The 19501-nt window shown below is 60.7% G+C and carries 12 protein-coding genes; 1 reads left to right on the plus strand and 11 read right to left on the minus strand.

Features of this window, described 5'->3' with window-relative positions:
• Positions 1-2 precede the first annotated feature (2 nt).
• The 5 genes from NCR38_RS28625 to NCR38_RS28645 form a co-directional block, all read right to left on the minus strand.
• Positions 3-2981 carry a molybdopterin-dependent oxidoreductase gene (locus NCR38_RS28625; protein WP_061120921.1) on the minus strand — a complete coding sequence of 993 codons (2979 nt, stop codon included), beginning with the start codon at positions 2979-2981 and terminating at the stop codon, positions 3-5.
• Positions 2982-3245: 264 nt separating this feature from the next.
• Positions 3246-3986, minus strand: a complete 741-nt coding sequence (locus tag NCR38_RS28630; RefSeq protein ID WP_061120920.1) for an OmpW family protein — start codon at positions 3984-3986, stop codon at positions 3246-3248.
• 735 nt (positions 3987-4721) lie between these two features.
• Positions 4722-6698: an acyl-CoA synthetase gene (locus NCR38_RS28635; protein ID WP_061120919.1), complete on the minus strand. Its 1977-nt coding sequence runs from the start codon at positions 6696-6698 to the stop codon at positions 4722-4724.
• Positions 6695-7651, minus strand: coding sequence for a fumarylacetoacetate hydrolase family protein (locus tag NCR38_RS28640; RefSeq protein WP_061120918.1), 957 nt, complete (start codon positions 7649-7651; stop codon positions 6695-6697). The genes NCR38_RS28635 and NCR38_RS28640 overlap by 4 nt, the downstream gene beginning before the upstream one ends.
• A gap of 34 nt (positions 7652-7685) precedes the next feature.
• Positions 7686-8756, minus strand: a complete 1071-nt coding sequence (locus tag NCR38_RS28645; protein WP_250478022.1) for a VOC family protein — start codon at positions 8754-8756, stop codon at positions 7686-7688.
• 353 nt (positions 8757-9109) lie between these two features.
• Here NCR38_RS28645 and NCR38_RS28650 point away from each other — a divergent pair, with 353 nt between their 5' ends.
• Positions 9110-9865, plus strand: a complete 756-nt coding sequence (locus NCR38_RS28650) for a TetR/AcrR family transcriptional regulator (RefSeq protein ID WP_061120916.1) — start codon at positions 9110-9112, stop codon at positions 9863-9865.
• A 240-nt stretch (positions 9866-10105) separates the two neighbouring features.
• On the opposite strand, the gene NCR38_RS28655 is transcribed toward NCR38_RS28650, so the two are convergent.
• The 6 genes from NCR38_RS28655 to NCR38_RS28680 all read right to left on the minus strand — a co-directional run bounded on the left by NCR38_RS28655 (position 10106) and on the right by NCR38_RS28680 (position 19401).
• On the minus strand, positions 10106-11581 hold the full coding sequence (locus tag NCR38_RS28655; protein WP_061120915.1) for an efflux transporter outer membrane subunit: 1476 nt from the start codon (positions 11579-11581) through the stop codon (positions 10106-10108).
• Positions 11582-11583: 2 nt separating this feature from the next.
• Positions 11584-14757, minus strand: a complete 3174-nt coding sequence (locus NCR38_RS28660; protein WP_061120914.1) for an efflux RND transporter permease subunit — start codon at positions 14755-14757, stop codon at positions 11584-11586.
• Complete coding sequence (locus NCR38_RS28665; protein ID WP_409241445.1) at positions 14754-15932, minus strand: efflux RND transporter periplasmic adaptor subunit; 1179 nt, start codon at positions 15930-15932, stop codon at positions 14754-14756. Before NCR38_RS28665 ends, NCR38_RS28660 begins: the two co-directional genes overlap by 4 nt.
• Before the next feature lie 203 nt (positions 15933-16135).
• A complete protein-coding gene (locus NCR38_RS28670) occupies positions 16136-17227 on the minus strand; it encodes an AI-2E family transporter (protein ID WP_061120935.1) in 1092 nt (363 codons plus the stop codon).
• Between the two features lie 207 nt (positions 17228-17434).
• Positions 17435-18067, minus strand: a complete 633-nt coding sequence (locus NCR38_RS28675; protein ID WP_061120912.1) for a TetR/AcrR family transcriptional regulator — start codon at positions 18065-18067, stop codon at positions 17435-17437.
• Between the two features lie 593 nt (positions 18068-18660).
• Positions 18661-19401 (minus strand): BON domain-containing protein, encoded by a 741-nt coding sequence (locus tag NCR38_RS28680; protein ID WP_061120911.1) that lies wholly within the window; start codon positions 19399-19401, stop codon positions 18661-18663.
• Positions 19402-19501 lie beyond the last annotated feature (100 nt).

Raw genomic sequence — 19501 nt, forward strand, 5'->3', positions numbered from 1 at the left:
CCTCATGCTGCGCGACCGAGCATGAACGCCTCGGCACTTTTCCACTTTTCGACCTGTACAAGGCAGGAGTTAGGGCTCATGCTGCTTGTGCCGGCGGTTTGCGGCCGGTCAGGGGTAAGCATATTCATGCAACCTCCGATTTCGACGCGCTCGCCATCGATTTCAATCAGCTTGAATTCGGCGCTCGCCTCGTACGACTTGACGACTCCCGCATTGACCAGGGGAGAGACATCGGCCGCGCAGATCACAGCGCCTCGGTCGTTATAAACTTTGACGAGGTCGCGATGCGAAATGCCCCGGATGACCGCGTCTGCTCGACTAAGTCTCAGCAGCCAGAAGCGGTGTCCGCCGATTAATGCGCGATGGTCTTCGACACTGTTGACCGAGGAATTCTTCCCGTCGCAATGGGTATGGAAGCTGTAGCGACTGTGGGTGGCGATCAACTGCAGCGGATAGCGCTGAGCCTGTTCCGAGCGCAGTCCCTCCCAGGAAGGGATGTATCGGTTGAGCGCGGGTCGCTCGGGATTGTCTGCGGCGTGCCGCTTCAGCAACTCCGGCACAAATTCCAGCTTGCCACTTGGCGTCTGCAGGCCCATGCCGAATTTCTCGGCGAACTGGGACGGTAGCGGATGCGGTTCTTGCAGGTCCTTGCGGCGGCCCTCCGCGAACCAACGCATGTCCACCGGATGGCGCAACTCGGGCTTTTCGGGGGGCACGACAAAATAGCCCTTGCGGCAGAATTCGCGCCACGAAACATGATCGGGCAGATCCGATGAGTCGAAGACTCGCTTGACCCAATCCAACTCGCTGCATCCCTCGGTAAATACGCCGCCCAAGCCCAACCGGGTCAAGATGGCGGTGAAGATGTCGTAGTCCGAACGGGACTCACCCAGAGGCTCGATGCACTTGTGCTGCAGCATCAACATGCGATGATTCACCGTGCCATGCCCATGGTGCGCGTAGCCGCCGGAATTCGACCATTCACCGATGTCCCAGCGCTCGAGCGCAGTACACGCAGGCAGGATGATGTCGGCAAATTGGGCTTCGCCCTCCATCCAGATCGACTGGTTGACCACGCACTCGATGCTGGGGTGCCGGTAAGCCTCGGCCCAACGTCCGGAATTCGTCACTGTGCTAAACGCGGACCCGCCGTAACGATAAATCATGTGGATCGGCGAATACCCAGGCATGGGGTAGCTGAATGGGGCGAACTGGGCTTCCTGAGAAATGCCGTCCCAAAGATAGCCGATCGCCTGGCCGTTGATGATGGCATCGGGCAGTTGCTGCCGCGGCACCATTTGCTTGACCGGGTTCATGGTCAGAATGTGCGGCATGCGCTGGTAATTGTTGACCGCATTCGCGGTCCACGCGAGGTCGCCGGAAATGCCACCATCCGCATAGCCGGGGAAATAGAAATGGAGGTCGTGAGGCGCACCGACTTCAAGGCAGCCGAAATTGACCCCCGGCTTACCCCAACCCCGCATCGCCATCATCATGATCATGCAGCGCGCCCATTGCGCTCCGGTCGCGCCACGGCCTGCTCCACCGAATCCCGCGCCAGTCATACCAACGGCGAGATGGACCTTCTTGCTCCCCCATAGGCGCGCCAGCGCTCGGACGTCCTTGGCGGGCACGCCGGTCTCGCTCTCCTGCCACTCGGGCGTCTTTCGAACGCCGTCCGTCTCGCCCAGCAGATAGGCCTTCCACTCGTCGAATCCGGTCGTGTGGGTGGCGATGTAATCCTTGTCGTACAAGCCCTCCACGGCCCACACGTACATGATCGCCGTAGCCAAGGCGGCATCGGTTTGCGGTCGAACGGGAATCCAGCGCCCGCCCAGCAGTTGGGCAGTGGGATTGCAGTGCGGGTCGATATGAACGAACTCGATGCCGAGTTCCTTGGCCCATAGGCGCCGCGGTGTCCCTTCGAAACCCGCATAGGCCCCGTTGGTGCTTTCTGGATCGCAGGACCAGAAGACGATCATGTCGGCTTCCTGAAGACAATCCTCGATGCCGCCATAGCCGGACGGCACGCCGATGCGCATCGAGTTGCCGAAATGATGCATGGCGCCCCAGTACCAGCCTTCCCAACTGTCCGGATTGGCGGCGACCCGCGTAAAGCCAATCAGATTAGCGAAGCGTGTCAGCGCGCTGAGGTAATAACCCACATTGCCCCATTGGTGATGGGACGACATCGGGAAGGTGATGGAACCGGGACCGTGAACCCGCTTCTGCCGGTTGATTTCCTTGGCGACGATGTCCAAGGCCTCGTCCCAACTGATCCGGACATAGCCGGACTTTCCCCGGTTCTGGTGATTGCGTTCGCCATCAGCATCGAAATCGACCCGCTTCAAAGGATGAAGGATGCGCTTGTCGGAGTAGACGAGCGATTTGAGCGTCAATGCATGGGGCGCGACCAAGCCACGCCGCGGCGGGCTAAAGCGGCGTCCGCGCGCCTCGATGACCCAACTTGGCGCATCTTTGCTATCCAGATCGATGGGGGTGACCCGAACGACGCGGTCGTCCTTGACGTAGACGAACAGCGGCCCGCCATTAGTACATGTCGTGTAGCGGTGGGTGCCGTCACGCATAGGCATGCCCATCGGCAGGCCGACGGTCTGCATCATGCCCAGGTTTTGCAACAGCCAGACCAACAGTTCGTCCTCGCCCTCAGTGACCACTTTGAAGTTCTTGGCGGCGTGGATGATCTCGCCTTGGTCCGGACTGGGCGAGAGGAACTTAAGTGCCGTGGCGACATCCTTGAATACCATGCGCACGTCGGGCCGCGAATGCCTTCCGGCGCGCGACCGGACACGCCCGTTCCTGAACTTGATGACGCGGCCAATGCTTTCGTCCGCGAGTCCGATCCACGCCACAAGATCACGCTCCTTCAAGCGATCACGATAGGCGGGAAAGCGGCGTGCCGTCAGATCAAGGACCTTGGGCAACGCAAAAAGTATCGTCTTCAGAATCTGTCGTTTCATGATCCGATCCAAATTGAAGCTCGCCGCAAACGACTGACCGCATCTTCAATTGTCCAAGCAGCCCGGGCGAACCTCGTCATGCTGCGTTGAGGGTTGTAGACCTGGAAAGAGCGGGCCTTATCGTGGCAGCGCGCGTCGTGATATGTCGTAGTCGGCGATGAAAGCGCGGATCAAAAGCGAGTCCGGGGGCGCGAAACATGACGTATTCCATGTCTTTAATGAGCATTCAGCCCTCTCGGTTGGCGCACTGATGACCCGTACGCGCTAGAACGTATAGGCGACGTTCAGATAGACGTTAAGTGGATTGAGTCGTAGCGTCGAGGTGGAAACGACCTGTGTTCCCGTTGCGGTCTGCCCGTATAAGGTAAGGTGCGTCTTCACGGGGATATAGCCGACCGAAGTTCCGACCGACCAGTGTTTTGTAATCGCGTAACTCGCCCCGATTTCGAATACGGGATTCCACGATGAACTGAGCTCCGCGTGCGCCGAACCGCCGGGTCCCAGGTTATCGGTCACAAACTGGCTATTGGATATCCGAACTTGAGTGAACCACGTGTAGTTCACGCCAAGGCCTATGAATGGACGGAATTTCGACGCGCCTGAAAACACGTGGTATCGCAGTTCAATGGCGGGCGGCATCGGCTTGGTCGAGCCGAGGTTGCCATACTTCTGTAGCGTCCCATCGCCAACCAGATTGACTGTGAGTGGCAGCCCAACGAGCATGGCGACACCAATGTTGTCCGTGACGTAGTACTCAGTGGCGATGCCCACTGTGTCCGTTGAGCTCGGATGCGCCCCGCTTCCGGCCAGCTGCTGACTCACGCCGACGCCCCCGATTTTTTCTACGGTAAGTGGCGTTGCGTCGCCCTGGGGCGCAACGTGAAGCCAACCTGTCGACAGTGTGATGCTCCCGGCGGACTGCGCGTAGGCGATCTCAGTGAGCGCAGCCGAGCAGATAAGTGCCGCGATGCCGGCGGAGCCGATCGTTCGCCTGTAATTCCTCAAGTGTCTTCTCCTGTCTCGTTGCTTGGATATTTTTATCAAGCCCGGTGCGTCAATTTGGAACCAATCCGCGCACCGTCACGGGTCGTGGGACGCTTTTCACAGTCATCGCCCGGGCACGAGGACCAGAAATCATGTATTTACGTAGTTATACTAAGTAGCTATGAGAACGTGCTGTTTAACACCGCTGCCACCTCCTACACGTTTTGTTGAGACTCGTTTTCTCGTTCTCTTTTGCAGCGCTGTCTTCCCCGTTTCGCCGGGTGCCGTGAGCGGACACCGTCGCATCTCTACGCCTTGTCCCGCCTATATTTCCGGATATTCAATGCTTCAATCTTCCCACGCGCTAATATGCGCGCAACGCAAGGCGTTCAGCCTCGGGCGGGAACACGCACCAAGCACCGTCGCGATGGCGGAAGAAAAATAGTTCAACCGGCCCTGTCGGCAACATCAGCTTGATACGCACGCCGTGTTTCCGATTCGAGGCCGCATGACCGAATCGGGTAACACGAACCGGTACCGCAGAGGTTGGCCCCAGCCACTTTTCAACAAGCGATCGCAAGGACCTTTCCGTCACAACAATCATCCTCTCCCTCACCTGACCGTTCCAGGCCCGTAGCTCATTACGCTCGCAGTTGAAGCTCGCCACCGGGGCGAGTAGGCGTGACCGAATGCGCCCGCTGATATCGTGGTTCGTGTACCTTAGGCTGCCTGGGCATCTCCGATGCAGTTCGCCCGTCAGCGTTGCTCTACCCGAGATGGCTTCGCGGCGGAAGAGACCGTAAATGCGAACGGAAAGCGCCCAAGCGCGGATATCGCCAATGCTTCACGCGCGGGATTGGGAAGCTCGACGTAGAGTGCCATCCCGAGCGAGGCGTCCTCAATGATGCTAACAGCTGCATCCTCGACGCCCGCCTCCACTAATGCCATCCGTACGGCGTCTTCCGTTTCGCGGCGTCTTAGCGCGGGCTTAAAGATCTTGCCGACGCCCGTCAGCGGCATCGCATCCACGATGCGTATTCCTTTTGGAAACGCGGCCCGTTCGTTGATCTCGTGACGCAGAAACTCCGCCAATTCCGCCTCGGTCGTGACTGCGCCTGGCTTTAGCTGAACATACGCGACCGGCAACTCGCCCGCGTGCATATCTGGGCGCCCCACGGCTGCAGCGACCTGGACGGCGGGATGGCGATGCAGTGGCTCTTCAATTGCCGCCGGGTCGATGTTGTGTCCGCCCCGGATAATCAGCTCCTTTTTCCGGCCGGTGAGCCAGAAGTAGCCGTCGGCGTCGCAGCGACCGAGATCGCCGGTGTTAAGCCAGTTCCTGCCGTCACCCAGCTCTATCCAGATGCCATGGTTCTGCTCTGGGCAGCTATAGCCGACGAACACGTTGGGGCCGGAGATCACCAGTTGGCCGACCTCATTCGCATCGCAATCCCGTACATATCGGCCGGTTTCATCGACCAGCACTGCCTTCATCGCCTGCCCGGGAAGACGAAGTCCGATCGAACCGACCCTGCGTTCGCCAAACGGCGGATTCACGCTGCTCACGCAGGTACCTTCCGTAAGGCCGTAGCCCTCGAGGATTCTTATTCCTGTACGATCTTGGAAAGTGCGCAGTAATTCAACCGGCATAGGGGCGGCGCCGCACAGGCCATACTCGAGCGAACTGATGTCGTGTTCGCCAACCGGAACGTCCAGCAGCGACCCGTAGAGTGTCGGGACACCGCTAAAGAAGTTGATGCGATAGTGCTCGACAATCTCCCAGAAATGCCTTACAACACCCTCGCCCCGATAGCCTTGCGGTGTGCCGAGCACGATGTGGGCGCCGCGTGAGAACCCCAGCAGCCCTGTCACCGTCACGGCGTTGACATGGAACAGCGGCAATCCGCAAAAAATCACTTTGCCGGGGCCGATGCTCTCGCCAAAGAATTTACCCGCGTTCAACGCATTCGCCACCTCGTTGCCGTGCCGGCGCATCGCAATCTTCGGCAATCCCGTGGTGCCGCCCGTGCAGAAATAGGACGATATGTCATCGGGGCTGATTCGAAGCGTGCCGCTGAGCGCAACGCCCGACTCATGTTCGATCGCGGTGCTGTAATCGTGGATGTCAATCTGCGAAGGAACCACGCTACGCACACCGCCCTCGCCATACAACCGCGAACACTCGCCACGCTGGAGCATCCGCGCCACGAATCGCTTCTCGACCGGCATTCGGTCGATCAGATTGACGAGCACCAGATGCCGTAGTGCAGGAACCTTGTGCAACACGGACTGCACCTTCTGCCAAAGGTCAACCCCGCCCATCGGCGCCAGTGTGACAAGCACGCTTGCCCCTGACGCGATCAGCAGCTCGCCGATGGCCTCACCTTCAAGCAGCGGATTGATGGCGCAGACAATCCCGGCCGCTTCGCCGCCCCAGATCACGAAGTGCGTCTCGGGGAGGTTGGGTAGTACGTAGGCAACAACCGAGTTGCGTTGAACGCCCAGTCGGGAGAACAGGTTCGCGGTGCGGGTGACATCGCGCACAAGGTCACGATACGTCCAGCTTTCGGCGTTTCGATAGTCGTCAGCCGTGGCGAAGAACGAAAGTGCCAGTGCCGATGGATTGATGGCGGCACCCCGGCAGATCATCTCGTAAGTGCTCGACGGGAGATCGGCCTCCTGCCCCTGCGCTTCGATAGCAAGGACGTCCTGTACGTGTGCGACGCCTTTCATGCTGCCTCTTTGACAACAACGTTATGCTGCACGCCCAGATTGATCGAGCGGTCGGAGCTGGCAATGTGCGCTTCTACGACGTCCCCCACCTGCAGGTATTGCGGCCTCTCCTCCTGCATCTTCAAGAAAATCCGCCATTTTTCGACCTCAGGCAGCTGCGCCGCGGCGCGCTGCTTTTCGGGTGACGGGATGCTCAGTGCACAGCCGGAGGGCGTACCGGTTGCGAGCAGGTCGCCGGCGTGCAAGTCGTGTATGCGGGAAAGCTCCGTCAACGTCTCTGCCGGACCATAGACGAGACCCGCCGTGGTGTCGTTCTGGCGGACCGTTCCGTTGACCGTCAGCGTCAACACGAGCTCCTTTAACTTTGGAAAGTCCTCTTTCTCGAGGAGGCAAAGATAAGGACCGATGGGACCAAACGTCCGATAGCTCTTGCCCTTGTAGAACTGCATTTGCGGAATCTGGATATCGCGCGCGGAGTAATCGTTCACGATCACGGCGCCAGCAATGTATTCATGCAGGTTCTCGTCGGTGACCGTTTCGCGGGAGGTGATGTCGCGCTTGAGTACCAAACCGAGCTCGATCTCGTAGTCCAGGAAACGAACTTCGCTTGGTTTCACCACGTGCGAATTCGCCGGGACGATGCAGCTTGTCGCCTTCGTGAAGATCATATTGAATTTCTTCACGTCCGGGTCCATGCCAGACTCAATCATGTGCTCGCGGTAATTCGCACCCTGGCAGATGAACTGTTGATTGGCCGTCACGGGCGATAGCCATTGCACTTTGGACTCCGGAATCGTCGGAGCGCCGAGCATCAGTAACCGTTCAACCGGGTTGGCCTCGATAAACTCAGCGGTCGACTTGAACTCGCCGGGAATTGGGGTGATGGCGCCATGAGCAACCACGCCCCACTGCGCGCGGCCATCATGCAAGTAATGCAGAACGTGAAGTGCCATTTATTGATCTCCAGGTGCCATGGAAGAGGTTGGTTCAGGCGAAAATCTTCGCCAGTGTCCGCAGCTTGCTCAGCGTCAGATCGGGACTACGGCGCAGGTTTCTGAAGAGCGCCACGATGCTCGCGGGGGTAAAGCTCGGCTTCGTGAAGCTGCGCGGCATCGTCGGCCCCCACTGTGCCATCGCCTCACGGCTCACCGCGTGCACGCCCGTCGGCACATCGGCGGTAAACAGATCGCCGTCGCAATAGTGCTCGTGCTTGTTGCCCCACGGGTCCTGCCAGTAGTCAAAGATCTGGCTGCCCAGGATATGTCGGCCAATCCCCCACGCGTGCGTCCAGCCCTTCTCGCGCAGGACGCGCTGACCCATGCCGACCGCGTCGGCATCGACGAGCTCATACGCGCTATGGCTGTAGGTGGGCTGAAAGCCTTGTGCGAATGCAAGCGTATGATGATCGGCCGGCTTGTCACCCAGGTCGAGCCGCATGAACGCAACGACGGGCGAGCCATCGGGAAGCACCTGCACATCGCTCGGGATGAAGCCGAAATGCTGCGTGTACCATGCGCACGTTTCCTGATAGTCGGCGAGTTCGAGCACGACATGTCCGAGCCGGATAATTTCCGGAGCATTCTCGGGCGGCCGCTGCGTCCCATTGATGCGGACGGTCGCATCTACGGAGTTGAACGGCAATGCTGGCCGATGGGACAACGGCGCAGTGCGCTCCTGGCCCCATATCGCGTCCACGCGAAAACCTGACGGGTCCGCCAGTCGTACTACATAGCCGCCGCCTGCCAAGGAGAACCGTTCGACACCCGAAGCGCCAGGCAGTTTTGCGAGTGCATCAAGATCGGCCCTGTTATCGACCTGCAATCCGAAGCCGACGAACCGGGCTTTCGAAGCCTTCCGAACGACATAGCAGAAGGGCGAAGCGCCCGTTCCCCGCAAGAGGAGGAGCGCCTCACTCCGCGACACGGTTCGAAGCCCGAAGTCATTGAGGAACTGCTCGGCTTTCTCAAGGTCTGGCCGATCGAATATCAGATAGGCCAATGCCGACGCTTTGGTCGTGGGATTGGGGTGGCGGGCCGGATGCGCAGTGGTCAGTTTCATAGAATATTCACGCGGTGTGGATAGCGGTTTCGAGACGCCAGGCAGTGTCGCGCTCACTGGCTAACCAGCAGTGCTGTCCTGGCAAGGAAAGCGTCGTAGGGTTGCGCCCACCGGTTCGCAACCCACCAATAGAACATCCGCCGCTGGCGGAAGCGTTTCGATCCGCTGACCAGCCCGGCCGTGCGAGGCGAACGGCCCGGCACCTTCCTTTGATGTTGTCTCCACAGTCACTCCGTCTCCGTTTACAAGGCCGGCTCTCTCTGGCCGTTTGTGACATTAAACTCATCGATGATCGTTTTGTCAATATAGAGGTTTGAATCTATACTGCGGGTATAACCAGACTTGGGATCACCATGACGAACGCGATAAATCGCCGGCCGGCCAAACGTTCCAGCGCTGCTGCACCCGTCACTCCGCCTCCCGTCGCAGAAGAGCGGGAGCCACGCGGCGCGCGCCGCAAACGCGAGACACGTTCCCGTCTGCTCGACGCCGCCCTCAGGTTGATGGCCGAAAAGGGCATGGAGGGCGTCGCGATCAACGAAATCACCGAGGCCGCCGACGTCGGTTTCGGCTCGTTTTACAACCACTTCGAATCGAAGGAAGCGATCTACGCGACGCTCGTCGATAACGTGTTCGAAGAATTCGCGAACATGCTCGATCGCCTTGCGGGCGGCATTACCGACCCCGCAGAGGTGGTCGCCGTCTCTGTGCGCCACACTGTCCTGCGGGCGCGGCACGATCCGGTGTGGGGGCGTTTCCTGATCCGTGAAGGGTTTTCTGCGCGCGCGATGAGCCGCGGGCTGGGCCAGCGGCTACTGCGCGACATCGGCAACGGCATTGCCGCAAAACGGTTCGTCGTTGCCGACCCGTTTATCGGATTTCTCGCAGTGGGCGGCACGGTCCTCTGCGCGATCGCCGCCGAGCTGAACTTCGTCGCGCCTGGCGCGAACGCGGCGGGCGTGCTGAAAGAACTCGGCTTCAGCGGCGAGCACTTCCCGGAGCGCACGGCAGCGATGTTGCTGCAAACGCTCGGGCTAAAGCGCGCTGAGGCGGAAAAGATTGCGGCGCGGCCACTGCCCATCGTCGATGAAGCCGTCGAGGAAAATTGAGGATCGCGAAGCGAGCAAATCCGTTGGTCATGCTCTGGCAGGACTGACCAACGGCCGCGCGTACAATACCGTCGCGCCGCGCTCCGATGACGTGAACAGGCAGCGCAGCGTCCTCTGACACTCGTTTTCCGCAGCGGGGCGTCTGTCGTTGTATGTTCCAAACGCCTATCGTCTGGTTCGGGCTGAACGGCGAGGACGATCCGATCCGGCCAGATCGCCCTTGCACGTTCAACAATGCCGTCATTGCGTTGAAGTTTTCGTTGACGCAGCCGTCTGCTGAGCCGCGGGTAGTTCGCCCATCGCCTGGAACAATGCCGCTGTATCACTCATGCGCTGGGCCGCTGCGCGCGTGGCACCTATCTGGGCGTTGAGATACCTTGCCTCGGTAGCATGGGTTGCCGCCGAAGACAGTGAGCCCATGCGATGGCGCGACGCCGTATCGTCGAATGCCTCACGCGCGGCTTCTGTCGCGGCCTCGTTCGAAGCGAGCGTCTGCGCGTCGTTATCGAGCGCGGCAAGAGAATTCGCCACATCCTGGAAGGCAGAGAGCACCGTCGACTTGTAGTGCAATACAGCGGCGTCGTATGCGTCGATCGATGCGCGGCGCTGTGCGAACAGCGCGCCACCATGAAAGATCGGCTGCGAAAGGCCCGCGCCGATAGCCCACAGGCCGCCCGCGCCTGAGAGCACTGCTGGCCAGCTGAAGCCCCCGCGCCCCATCGATCCGGTTAGCGACAGGCTCGGAAAGAGTTGCGCGGTTGCAGCCCCCACGTCGGCCGCTGCTGCCTTGACGGCCGCGTCGGCGGCCCGGATATCCGGACGCGAGCGCAGCAGGTCCGAAGGCACGGCAACCGGTACATGCTCGGGCAGCGACAGGCTATCGAGATCGGGCACGCTCGGCGCGTTGTCCGGCGTGCGGCCGATCAACACCGCCAGCGCATGGATCGCGAGCGCGCGTTGCTGACGCAGCGCCGGCAGCGTCGCCGCGATGGCAGCGGCGTCCTGTTTCGACGCAAGCGCCTGTGCGCGCGAGACCGAGCCCAGCGCATAGCGCTGCTGATCCTCGTTTGCGGCATCGCCGGACACCGCAACGAGACGCTCGCTGAGCGCGATCTGCCGGTCGAGCGCCGCCACATTGATCGCGCTGCCGACGATGTTCGCGGCAAGCGCACGACGCGACGCCTCCAGTTCAAACGCCTGCGCGTTCACACGGGCCGCGCTCGCCGAATTCATATACCGCGTCTGGCCGAACAGGTCGAACGTGTAATGCGCGAGCAGTTGCCCGGCAAAGAAGTTGTATTGCACCTGCTCAGGGCCAAGCCCCGGCACGACGGGTGAACGCGCGCGCTCGACCTGCACGGCGCCGTCGATGGACGGCAGCGTCGATGCGCCCACCTGCGCGCGAAGTTCCTCTTGTGCTGCAGCAAGCGTGCGCTGCGTCGCCGCGAGCGTCGGACTGTTGCGCAAGCCTTCGTCGACGAGGGCATCGAGGCCGTCGGAACGGTAAAGATGCCACCATTGCGGAACCGCAGTTGCGCCGACATCGAATGTCTGTACGACACCACCCGCATCCGCGGTCTTCGACGGCTGCGCCTGGGCGCCATAGCGCGGGGGCGACGGCGTGGCCGGCGGCTCACCGCTGGGCCCGAACGAGCAAGCCGTCACAGTGAGTGCCGCGGCCACAGCCACCGCGGATGTCTTGTATGTAAAATTCATGATCAAACCTCCGCATGCTCGACGACGACGGGTTGCGCACTGCGCTCGTCGCGGCGCACCCTGAAGCACGTCGCGTAGAGCGCTGGCAAAAAGAACACCGTCAGCATGGTGGCGACGGTGATGCCGCCCATCAGTGCAGTCGCCATGGGTCCGAAGAAGCCCGAGCGAAGTAGCGGGATCAGCGCGAGCACGGCAGCGGCGGCCGTCAGCATGATGGGCCTGAAGCGCCGCACCGTTGCGCCGATAATGGCGTCGTAGCGCGCGTGCCCCGCCGCGATGTCCTGGTCGATCTGGTCGACCAGAATCACGGAGTTGCGCATGATGATGCCGAACATCGCAATCACACCGAGCAGCGCGACAAACCCGAACGGTTTGCCGAACAGCAGCAGTGCAGTCACCACCCCAATAAGCCCCAGCGGCGCCGTCAGCACGACGATAAACGTGCGCGCGAAGTTCTTTAGCTGGATCATCAGCAGCGTCAGCACGGCGATGATCATCAGCGGCATTTCCGCGTTGATCGACGTCTGGCCCTTCACGCTCTCTTCGACCGCTCCGCCCACCTCGATCCGATATCCGACAGGCAGCTTAGAGCGCACAGCGGTAAGTGCGCGCTCGATGTCGCGCGTGACGTCGATGCCCTGCGCGTCGCCGCGCACGTCCGCCTGCACGGTGATGGTCGGCTGGCGATCGCGCTCCCAGATCACGCCGTATTCCAACGTGTTGCGCACATGCCCGAGCGAGCCGAGCGGCACCGCGCCGTTCGGTGTCGGGATGGCGAGGCTCGTAAGCTTCGCGGGGTCGACGCGCTCGCTCTTCGGCGCACGTAGGTCGACATTGATCAGCTTGTCGCGCTCGCGATACTGCGTGACCGTGTAGCCGGACAACGTCATGGCGAGGAAGCTGGACACGTCCTCCGATGTGACGCCAAGCTGGCGGGCCCTGTTCTGGTCGATCTCGAACGAGATTGACCGTTCGGCCGGCTCGTCCCAGTCGAACTGGACGTTGCGCGTCCGTGAGTCGGCGCGGACCTTCTGCGCAACGGTGTCCGCCAGCGTGCGCACCGTTGCGATATCGTCACCGCTCACGCGGAACTTGATCGGGAAACCCACAGGCGGCCCGTTTTCGAGGCGCGCGACGCGTGTGCGCACGCCGGAAAAGTCCTTTTCCAGTTTCCCGTCGAGCCAGTGCATCAACGCCTCGCGCGTCTCCACGTCTTTGGCCGTGACGATGAACTGCGCGAAGTTGGGCTGCTGAAGCTGCTGGTCGAGCGGTAGATAGAATCGCGGCGCACCGGTGCCGACGAAGTCGACGAAGTGGTCGATCCCGTGCTTACCATCGAGAATTTTCTCCAAACGCTTTGATTCACGTAATGTCGCCTCGAACGAAGCACCTTCCGGGAGCCTCAGGTCGACGAGCAACTCCGGGCGCTCGGAGTTGGGGAAGAATTGCTGCGGGACCCGCGTGAACGCTCCCATCGCAATGACGAAGAGCACGGCGGTGACCCCGAGCACGACCCAGCGTCGGTCAATGCACAACGCGACCCAGCCCGACAGGCGCCGATAGAAGCCCGTGTTGTAGACGTCGTGTTCATGGTCGTGGCCGCCGCTCGCATGATCCTTGCGCTCCGGAAGCAGGTGAAACCCCAGCAACGGCACAAGCACGACGGCTGCGAACCACGAGACGACGAGCGAAATGGCCGAGACTTCGAAGATCGAGCGCGTGTACTCGCCCGTGCTCGATTTCGCAAGCGCAATCGGGAGGAAGCCCGAGACGGTCACAAGCGTGCCCGTCAGCATGGGGAATGCCGTACTCGTGTACGCAAAGGCCGCCGCGCGCACGCGGCTCCAACCCTGCTCGAGCTTCACGGCCATCATTTCGACGGCAATGATCGCGTCGTCGACGAGCAGCCCCAACGCGAGCACGAGCGTGCCAAGCGACACCTTGTCCAATCCAATGCCGAACAAGTGCATGCATAGCGCCGTCACTGCCAGGACGATCGGGATCGTGATGACGACGACCATGCCCGTTCGCAAGCCCAGCGAGATGAGGCTGACAACCAGCACGATCGCCACTGCTTCGCCAACCGCCTCGACGAAGTCGTCTACTGAATGCTTAACCGCATGCGGCATGCTTGAGACGGCCGCGAGTTTCAGACCCGCTGGCAATGAGCCCTGCAGTTCAGCCGTCCTCGCGTCCAGTGCCTTACCGAGATTGATGACGTCGCCGCCCTTTTGCATGGTCACGCCGATGCCGAGTACCGCTTGACCGCCGAGGCGCATTTGGGTAACTGGCGGATCGTCGTAACCGCGTTTGATCGTCGCAATGTCGCCGAGGCGGAACGCACGCTTGTTCACCGTGATCAGCATGTCCGCGAGCGCCTGCTCATCCTTGAAAGCGCCGCTCGGCCGTACAAACACACGGTCGTCCGCCGTCGTAATAGTGCCCACGGGTGCGACGGTGTTCTGCGCATCGATGGCCTGGGCGAGCTGCTGCGGCGTGATCGACAGTCGCGTCAGCTGCGCATTCGAAATTTCGACAAAGATGTGCTGATCGGGATCGCCGAAGTATTCGACCTTTGCCACGCCAGGCACGCGCAACAAGACGGTACGCAGCTTGTCTGCGTAGTCATGCAGTTGCGCGGGCGTGAAGCCGTCGCCTTCGAGCGCATAGATGTTCGTGTAGACGTCGCCGAACTCGTCGTTGAAGAATGGTCCTACCGCGCCTTTCGGAAGCGTTGCCCGTATGTCGCCCACCTTCTTGCGCACCTGATACCAGGTCTCGGGCACCTCCTTAACAGGCGCCGAGTCCTTCATCGCGAAGAAGATCATCGACTCGCCTGGGCGCGAATAGCTCTTGATATTGTCCACATAGGGGGCCGCCTGCAGTTGGCGACCGATCCGGTCCGTGATCTGTTCCTGCACGTCGCGGGACGCAGCGCCCGGCCAGTAGGTCTTGATGACCATCGTCCGAAAGGTGAACGGCGGATCTTCCGATTGTGCTAGCTGCGTATAACCGATCACACCAAAGAGCGTCATCAGACCGATCAGAAAGATCACAAGCTGCTGATGCCGCAGCGCCCAGGCAGACAGATTGAAACCGGTTCCGCCAGCGGCGGCATTATCAGAAGCATTCACGGGCGCGCTCGCGCGCGCGCTTTCATGGTCGCGCGCGTTCATGTCGGGAAGTTCTCCTGATGAAGCGGAGGCACCGCCTGCGCCTGCTGGCCTGAACTCACGGCATGGACGCCTTGCAGAACGACCCGGTCGCCGTCATGCAGGCCCGAACTCACCGAGACCGTGCGCTCGTCATATCGCTCGATCGTGACCGGGCGCAGCTCGAGCGTATTGCTGCCGTTACGCACGACCCAGACGGCCGGATTCTCGCCCTTGTGAAAGAGCGCTGTCACCGGCAGTGTGAACGGCTCGCCCGAAGCGCTATCGTCGGCCACGTCGAACATCACATTTGCCGTCATGCCAAGGCGCACTTGCGGACCCGGTGCAGCCAGCGTCAACTTCACCCGCCATGTGCGGCTTTCGCTATCGGCCGCGGCCGACACCTCACGCACCCGCGCTTCGAGCGTCTTGCCCGGCAGCGCCGGCAATGTGACGCGCGCTCGTGCCCCGATCGTCAACGCGTTCAGTGCCCGTTCCGGCGCGTCACAGACGATGTCGACGTCGCCCGTCCAATCAACGTGATAGACGGCCTGCGTGGCCTGCATGTTCTGTCCGGTATCGGCATCCTCCGATGTGACCACACCGTCATGGTCAGCTGTCAGCGCCGTGTAGCGCAGTTGATCGGTCGCGAGCGCCATCTGGGCTCGCGCCGAATCGCGCTGCGCCAGAGCCGTCGCATAGGCATCCTGAGTCTGCTCTAGTTGCGCTGCGGCGATCAGGTTCGCGTGCGCCTGCGCCTGATCACGGTCAAGCTGCTGCTTGGCGAAGCTGAGCCGATGCTCGGCGGCGGCCAACAGTGCTCTTGCATTGGCAAGGTTGTTGCGCAGATCGGTTGGGTCAAGTAACGCAACCGTCTGCCCCGCCTTGACCGAATCGCCGATGCGCACTCGTCGCTCGATGATTTTGCCGCCCACGCGAAACGACAGGGGTGTGGAGTAACGGGCCTGGACCTGCGCAGGCAACGAGGCACTCGCGTTGTTCGCATCCGGATGAACCGCAAGGGCGACAACCGGTTTGGCTTCCGGCACGACGGCTTCACGCTGGTGGCATGCCGAAAGAAGGATTGCGCCGCACGCCGCGACGACAACGGGTAACCGGTGCGTCGACCGGAACAAGAAGGGTAACAAAGAGCGCGCCCGTTTTAGCGCGACGGGTCCGGATAGTTTCACGATGTTCACAAGGCAGGTGATGAGTCGAGGTAGAAATGCCAACAGCGCTGATCGGGCTAGCCGTGGCCGCGAGAAGCAAGCCTCGCCAGCAGAGCGAGAACAAGAAAGCTCCTGATGCGTCGCTGACTCGCTACAAGAACTCGAATTCAGCGAAGCCCCGCATTCGGCGAGAGATCGCACGCGGAACGCCCGGCCATTGCAAACTTTCTGCGCTACGGTCCCCGATCTTGGTATGTTCGGGTCCGGTAAAATGCGCTCATCAGATAACGGCGCCGCAGTTCCCGCAAAGCAGAAGCGAACACCGCGCTGGCAGGCAATGCAAGCAGAACGCCAAAGAAACCAAACAGCTCGCCAAAAGCAAGTAACGAGAAGATGACGGCAAGCGGATGCAGGCCAATGCGCTCGCCGACGAGCCGGGGCGTAAGAACGACGCTCTCCAAGATTTGCCCGACTCCATACACTACAATCACGGCTCCGAACCCGTACCAGTTTGCGAACTGCAGAAACGCAGCCAGAAGCGCCAATGCCAGCGCGGTCGCGAACCCGATGTAAGGGATGAACACGGCAAGCCCTGTGAGAAGACCGACGGGCAGTGCGACGTCCAACCCGGCGATCTTTAGCGCAACCGGATAAAACAGCGCGAGTATTCCGACGACGAGCAGTTGCCCGCGCAGATACTGCGACATCATCTGATCGATCTCCGCAATGAAATCCCGTGTTTTCGCGAGCCAGCGTCGCGGCACAAAGCTCTCTATGCGCTCGAACGCTTCATGCCGGTCATAGAGCAGGTAGAAAAGAACGAGGGGCACGAGCACCACATTCCCCGCGACGCTGACCATCAGGCTGCCGCTTGTGCGCAGATACTCCCAAGCCGAGGGAGCAGCGCCTTGCTCGCTTGCTGATAAACGTGCGGTTAAAGCCTCACGGATATTCGCCAGATTGACCGAGTAGTCAATTCCCAGTAAAGCCATCCGCGGTCTCAGAACGGCGTCGAGATTCTGCACCATTGAAGGAAGCTGCCTCGCAAGCTCAGGTCCTTCCTTTTGAAGGACAGCAAATACTAACAATGCGAACAACCCGATAAGCATTGCGATCAGAGAGATCATAAGCAGGGCGGCGAGGCCCCTGGGCGTGCGATGTCGAACTAGCCACTCCACGCCCGGCTGTAAAACGTACGCGATGATTGCACCGAGAAGAAACGGTGTTAGAACAGGACGCAATGCCCACAGCAAAACACCGGCCAACAAGGCTACGGCGCCCCAAAACAACGACTGGCGATGGTAAGTAGTCAAAGGTACTCTCATCCGGGTGCTAGCTGGTTGCGCTTCTTCGCCCGGGAACGTTGCATGCATGATCGCGCATGGTCCGCATAAATTACTTTGGCTTCCTAATAGTAGAAAGCGCCTCTCTGTCGAAACGATATGGTTTGGCTGCCCTTATTTGTTAAGGATGTCAGGCTTCCAGCGGTCGAAATCGGCCCAGCCCCCCCTAACTCCGGGGCAAAAGTTCAGTCATTTATCGTCTTCGTATTCGGGGCCGTGCTCAATGACCCACGATAAGAAGGCGACAGCAATAGTCCTTAAGCCCTTGCCGCACATGTTTGGCCCGTTAATCATGTTGAAGAACATAATGCCATCGCTGATACTCGCCATCCCGATCGCCAGTGCCTCTGTCTGTCCGCGCGACAATTCCGCTTTATTGGCCGCCCGTAGGCTCCGAATGCACTCACCCGTAGCGGCTAATCTCTGGTTTCGCAACGCATTGATGGGATCTCGGTACGCAGCATCCCTCGATGCTAGAAGAGCACCTTCTGCCCAAAGACTGAACGAATCGGGCCTGAGGGAATCGGTGAAACAGGCAGTGGCACGTTCCTTCACTTCATCGGACGTGCCGCCCTTCTTCGTGATCGCGTGCAAATTCAAACAAGTCCGTTCGCCGTCCCGCCGCAACAGCTCGATTAGCACTTCAGCCTTGCTCTCAAAGTTAAAGTAGAACGCACCACGCGAGTATCCGGCCTCCTCCGAGATGTCGTCCACGCTCGTTGCAGCCAACCCCTTACGTACGAACATTGTCTCGGCCGCGTCGAGCAGCCGTTCCCGCGTTCGCTCTTTGCGCTCCGCGCGTGTTAGGCGTTTCCGCTTCATAGCAACGGCTCTGGTTACAAACAGCTTGCTGCCACTGCCTTCAAACTGCACCTCTCTCGGAATACGCAGGTTGGAGCTCTCATCACGGGGGTAGTCCGCGCCTCCGTTTCGGAAGATTAAACCGCAAACTGATATCTATGTCAACAATGGGTTTAACGTCATACATGATTGAACGCTACACGCGCTGCTTTCGCGTTGAGGGGGCATGACCGAGAAGTCGCCTTGATACTTTTCGGCGATCGGCGACCCGCCTGCCCGCCTGGGCGTTTGGCTGCGTCTACGCTTCCGGGGTGCCAGCGGCCGCAGCGGTGCGCGCGGAGCGAACGTCGTCCAACGAAGCAACGCCAGCCGGAGAGACGTTGGCCGCTTGGTTCGCCGAGCGCTATGCGACCGCTTGCTTGAAGATGGACGACGAATGGATGGCATTGTCAGCGTCGCGCTGTGGCTCGGCCCTTACGCAAACTTCTTCCTATTCGTCACCTGCTCGTTCCTGCGAACGCGCTTGCCGCCGGCAGCATAATAAGAAACGTACACGGGCATGACGCGCTCGTGGTTGCAACGAACACCCGCTGTCGGTTTGCCGTCGCCGTCAGTCAGTCGTCGTGCCTGACGCGGGTCTCGTCGAGCACCGTATGAACGCCATCGAGCGAACGAACCGCCTCGTATGCGACCTTTTTCGCGGCCGCCGACGATACCGTGCCTCGGAGCGTGACGGTGCCGTCGGCGACGCGCATTTCGATATCGTCTGCCTCGATATCGGCCGCACGGCGCATGGCCGCGTGGATACCGGACGTCGCCTGCAATTGCATCTGCCGGTCACTGACCCGCAACAGGTTGACTATTCCGGTGATGCCTGTCAAATGCGCGACGACATGCTCCGCGAGTTTTCGCTGGAAGGACCACGGCATCTCGCCCGACAAGGTGACGCAGCCATGCTCTACCGCAACTTCAATCGCATCCGCAGGAAGGCACGCCTCCCATCTCAGCGCCACGCGCACATCCGACGCCAGCGCGGCATCCGTGCGCTGCGCTTCATGCGACAGTTCCACTACGATGCAGTCGTTTACGGAGTCAACGCCCGGCAGTGCGCCAGCGATCTCGCATATGACCCGCTTATTCGCGTAGCTTCTGACGCTTCCCCGAAGCGTCACGCGCCCGTCATGAACATCTACGATCACCGGTTCCGATGCAAGGTGCGCGTCCAGCCGAAGCGCATCGTCGATTGCGACGATCAGCGCGTTGTCGTTTTGGGGCGAGCCCTCTGCGCGCCGTTCTGCCGGCAGGGTTGAGCGGGGTGCGGAAACATTCGTCGGCGACATCGTCAGCGTGCTCATGTCAATCGTCCCACAACGCATTGATCAGACCGGCCGTGACAGCGAAGCGCATGCCGAGGCAGACATCAGTCGCCCGCGAACGGACCCACGAGTCCTTGAC

Origin of the sequence: Caballeronia sp. INML1 (assembly GCF_023631085.1) — a bacterium.
Taxonomy (GTDB): Bacteria; Pseudomonadota; Gammaproteobacteria; order Burkholderiales; family Burkholderiaceae; genus Caballeronia; species Caballeronia turbans.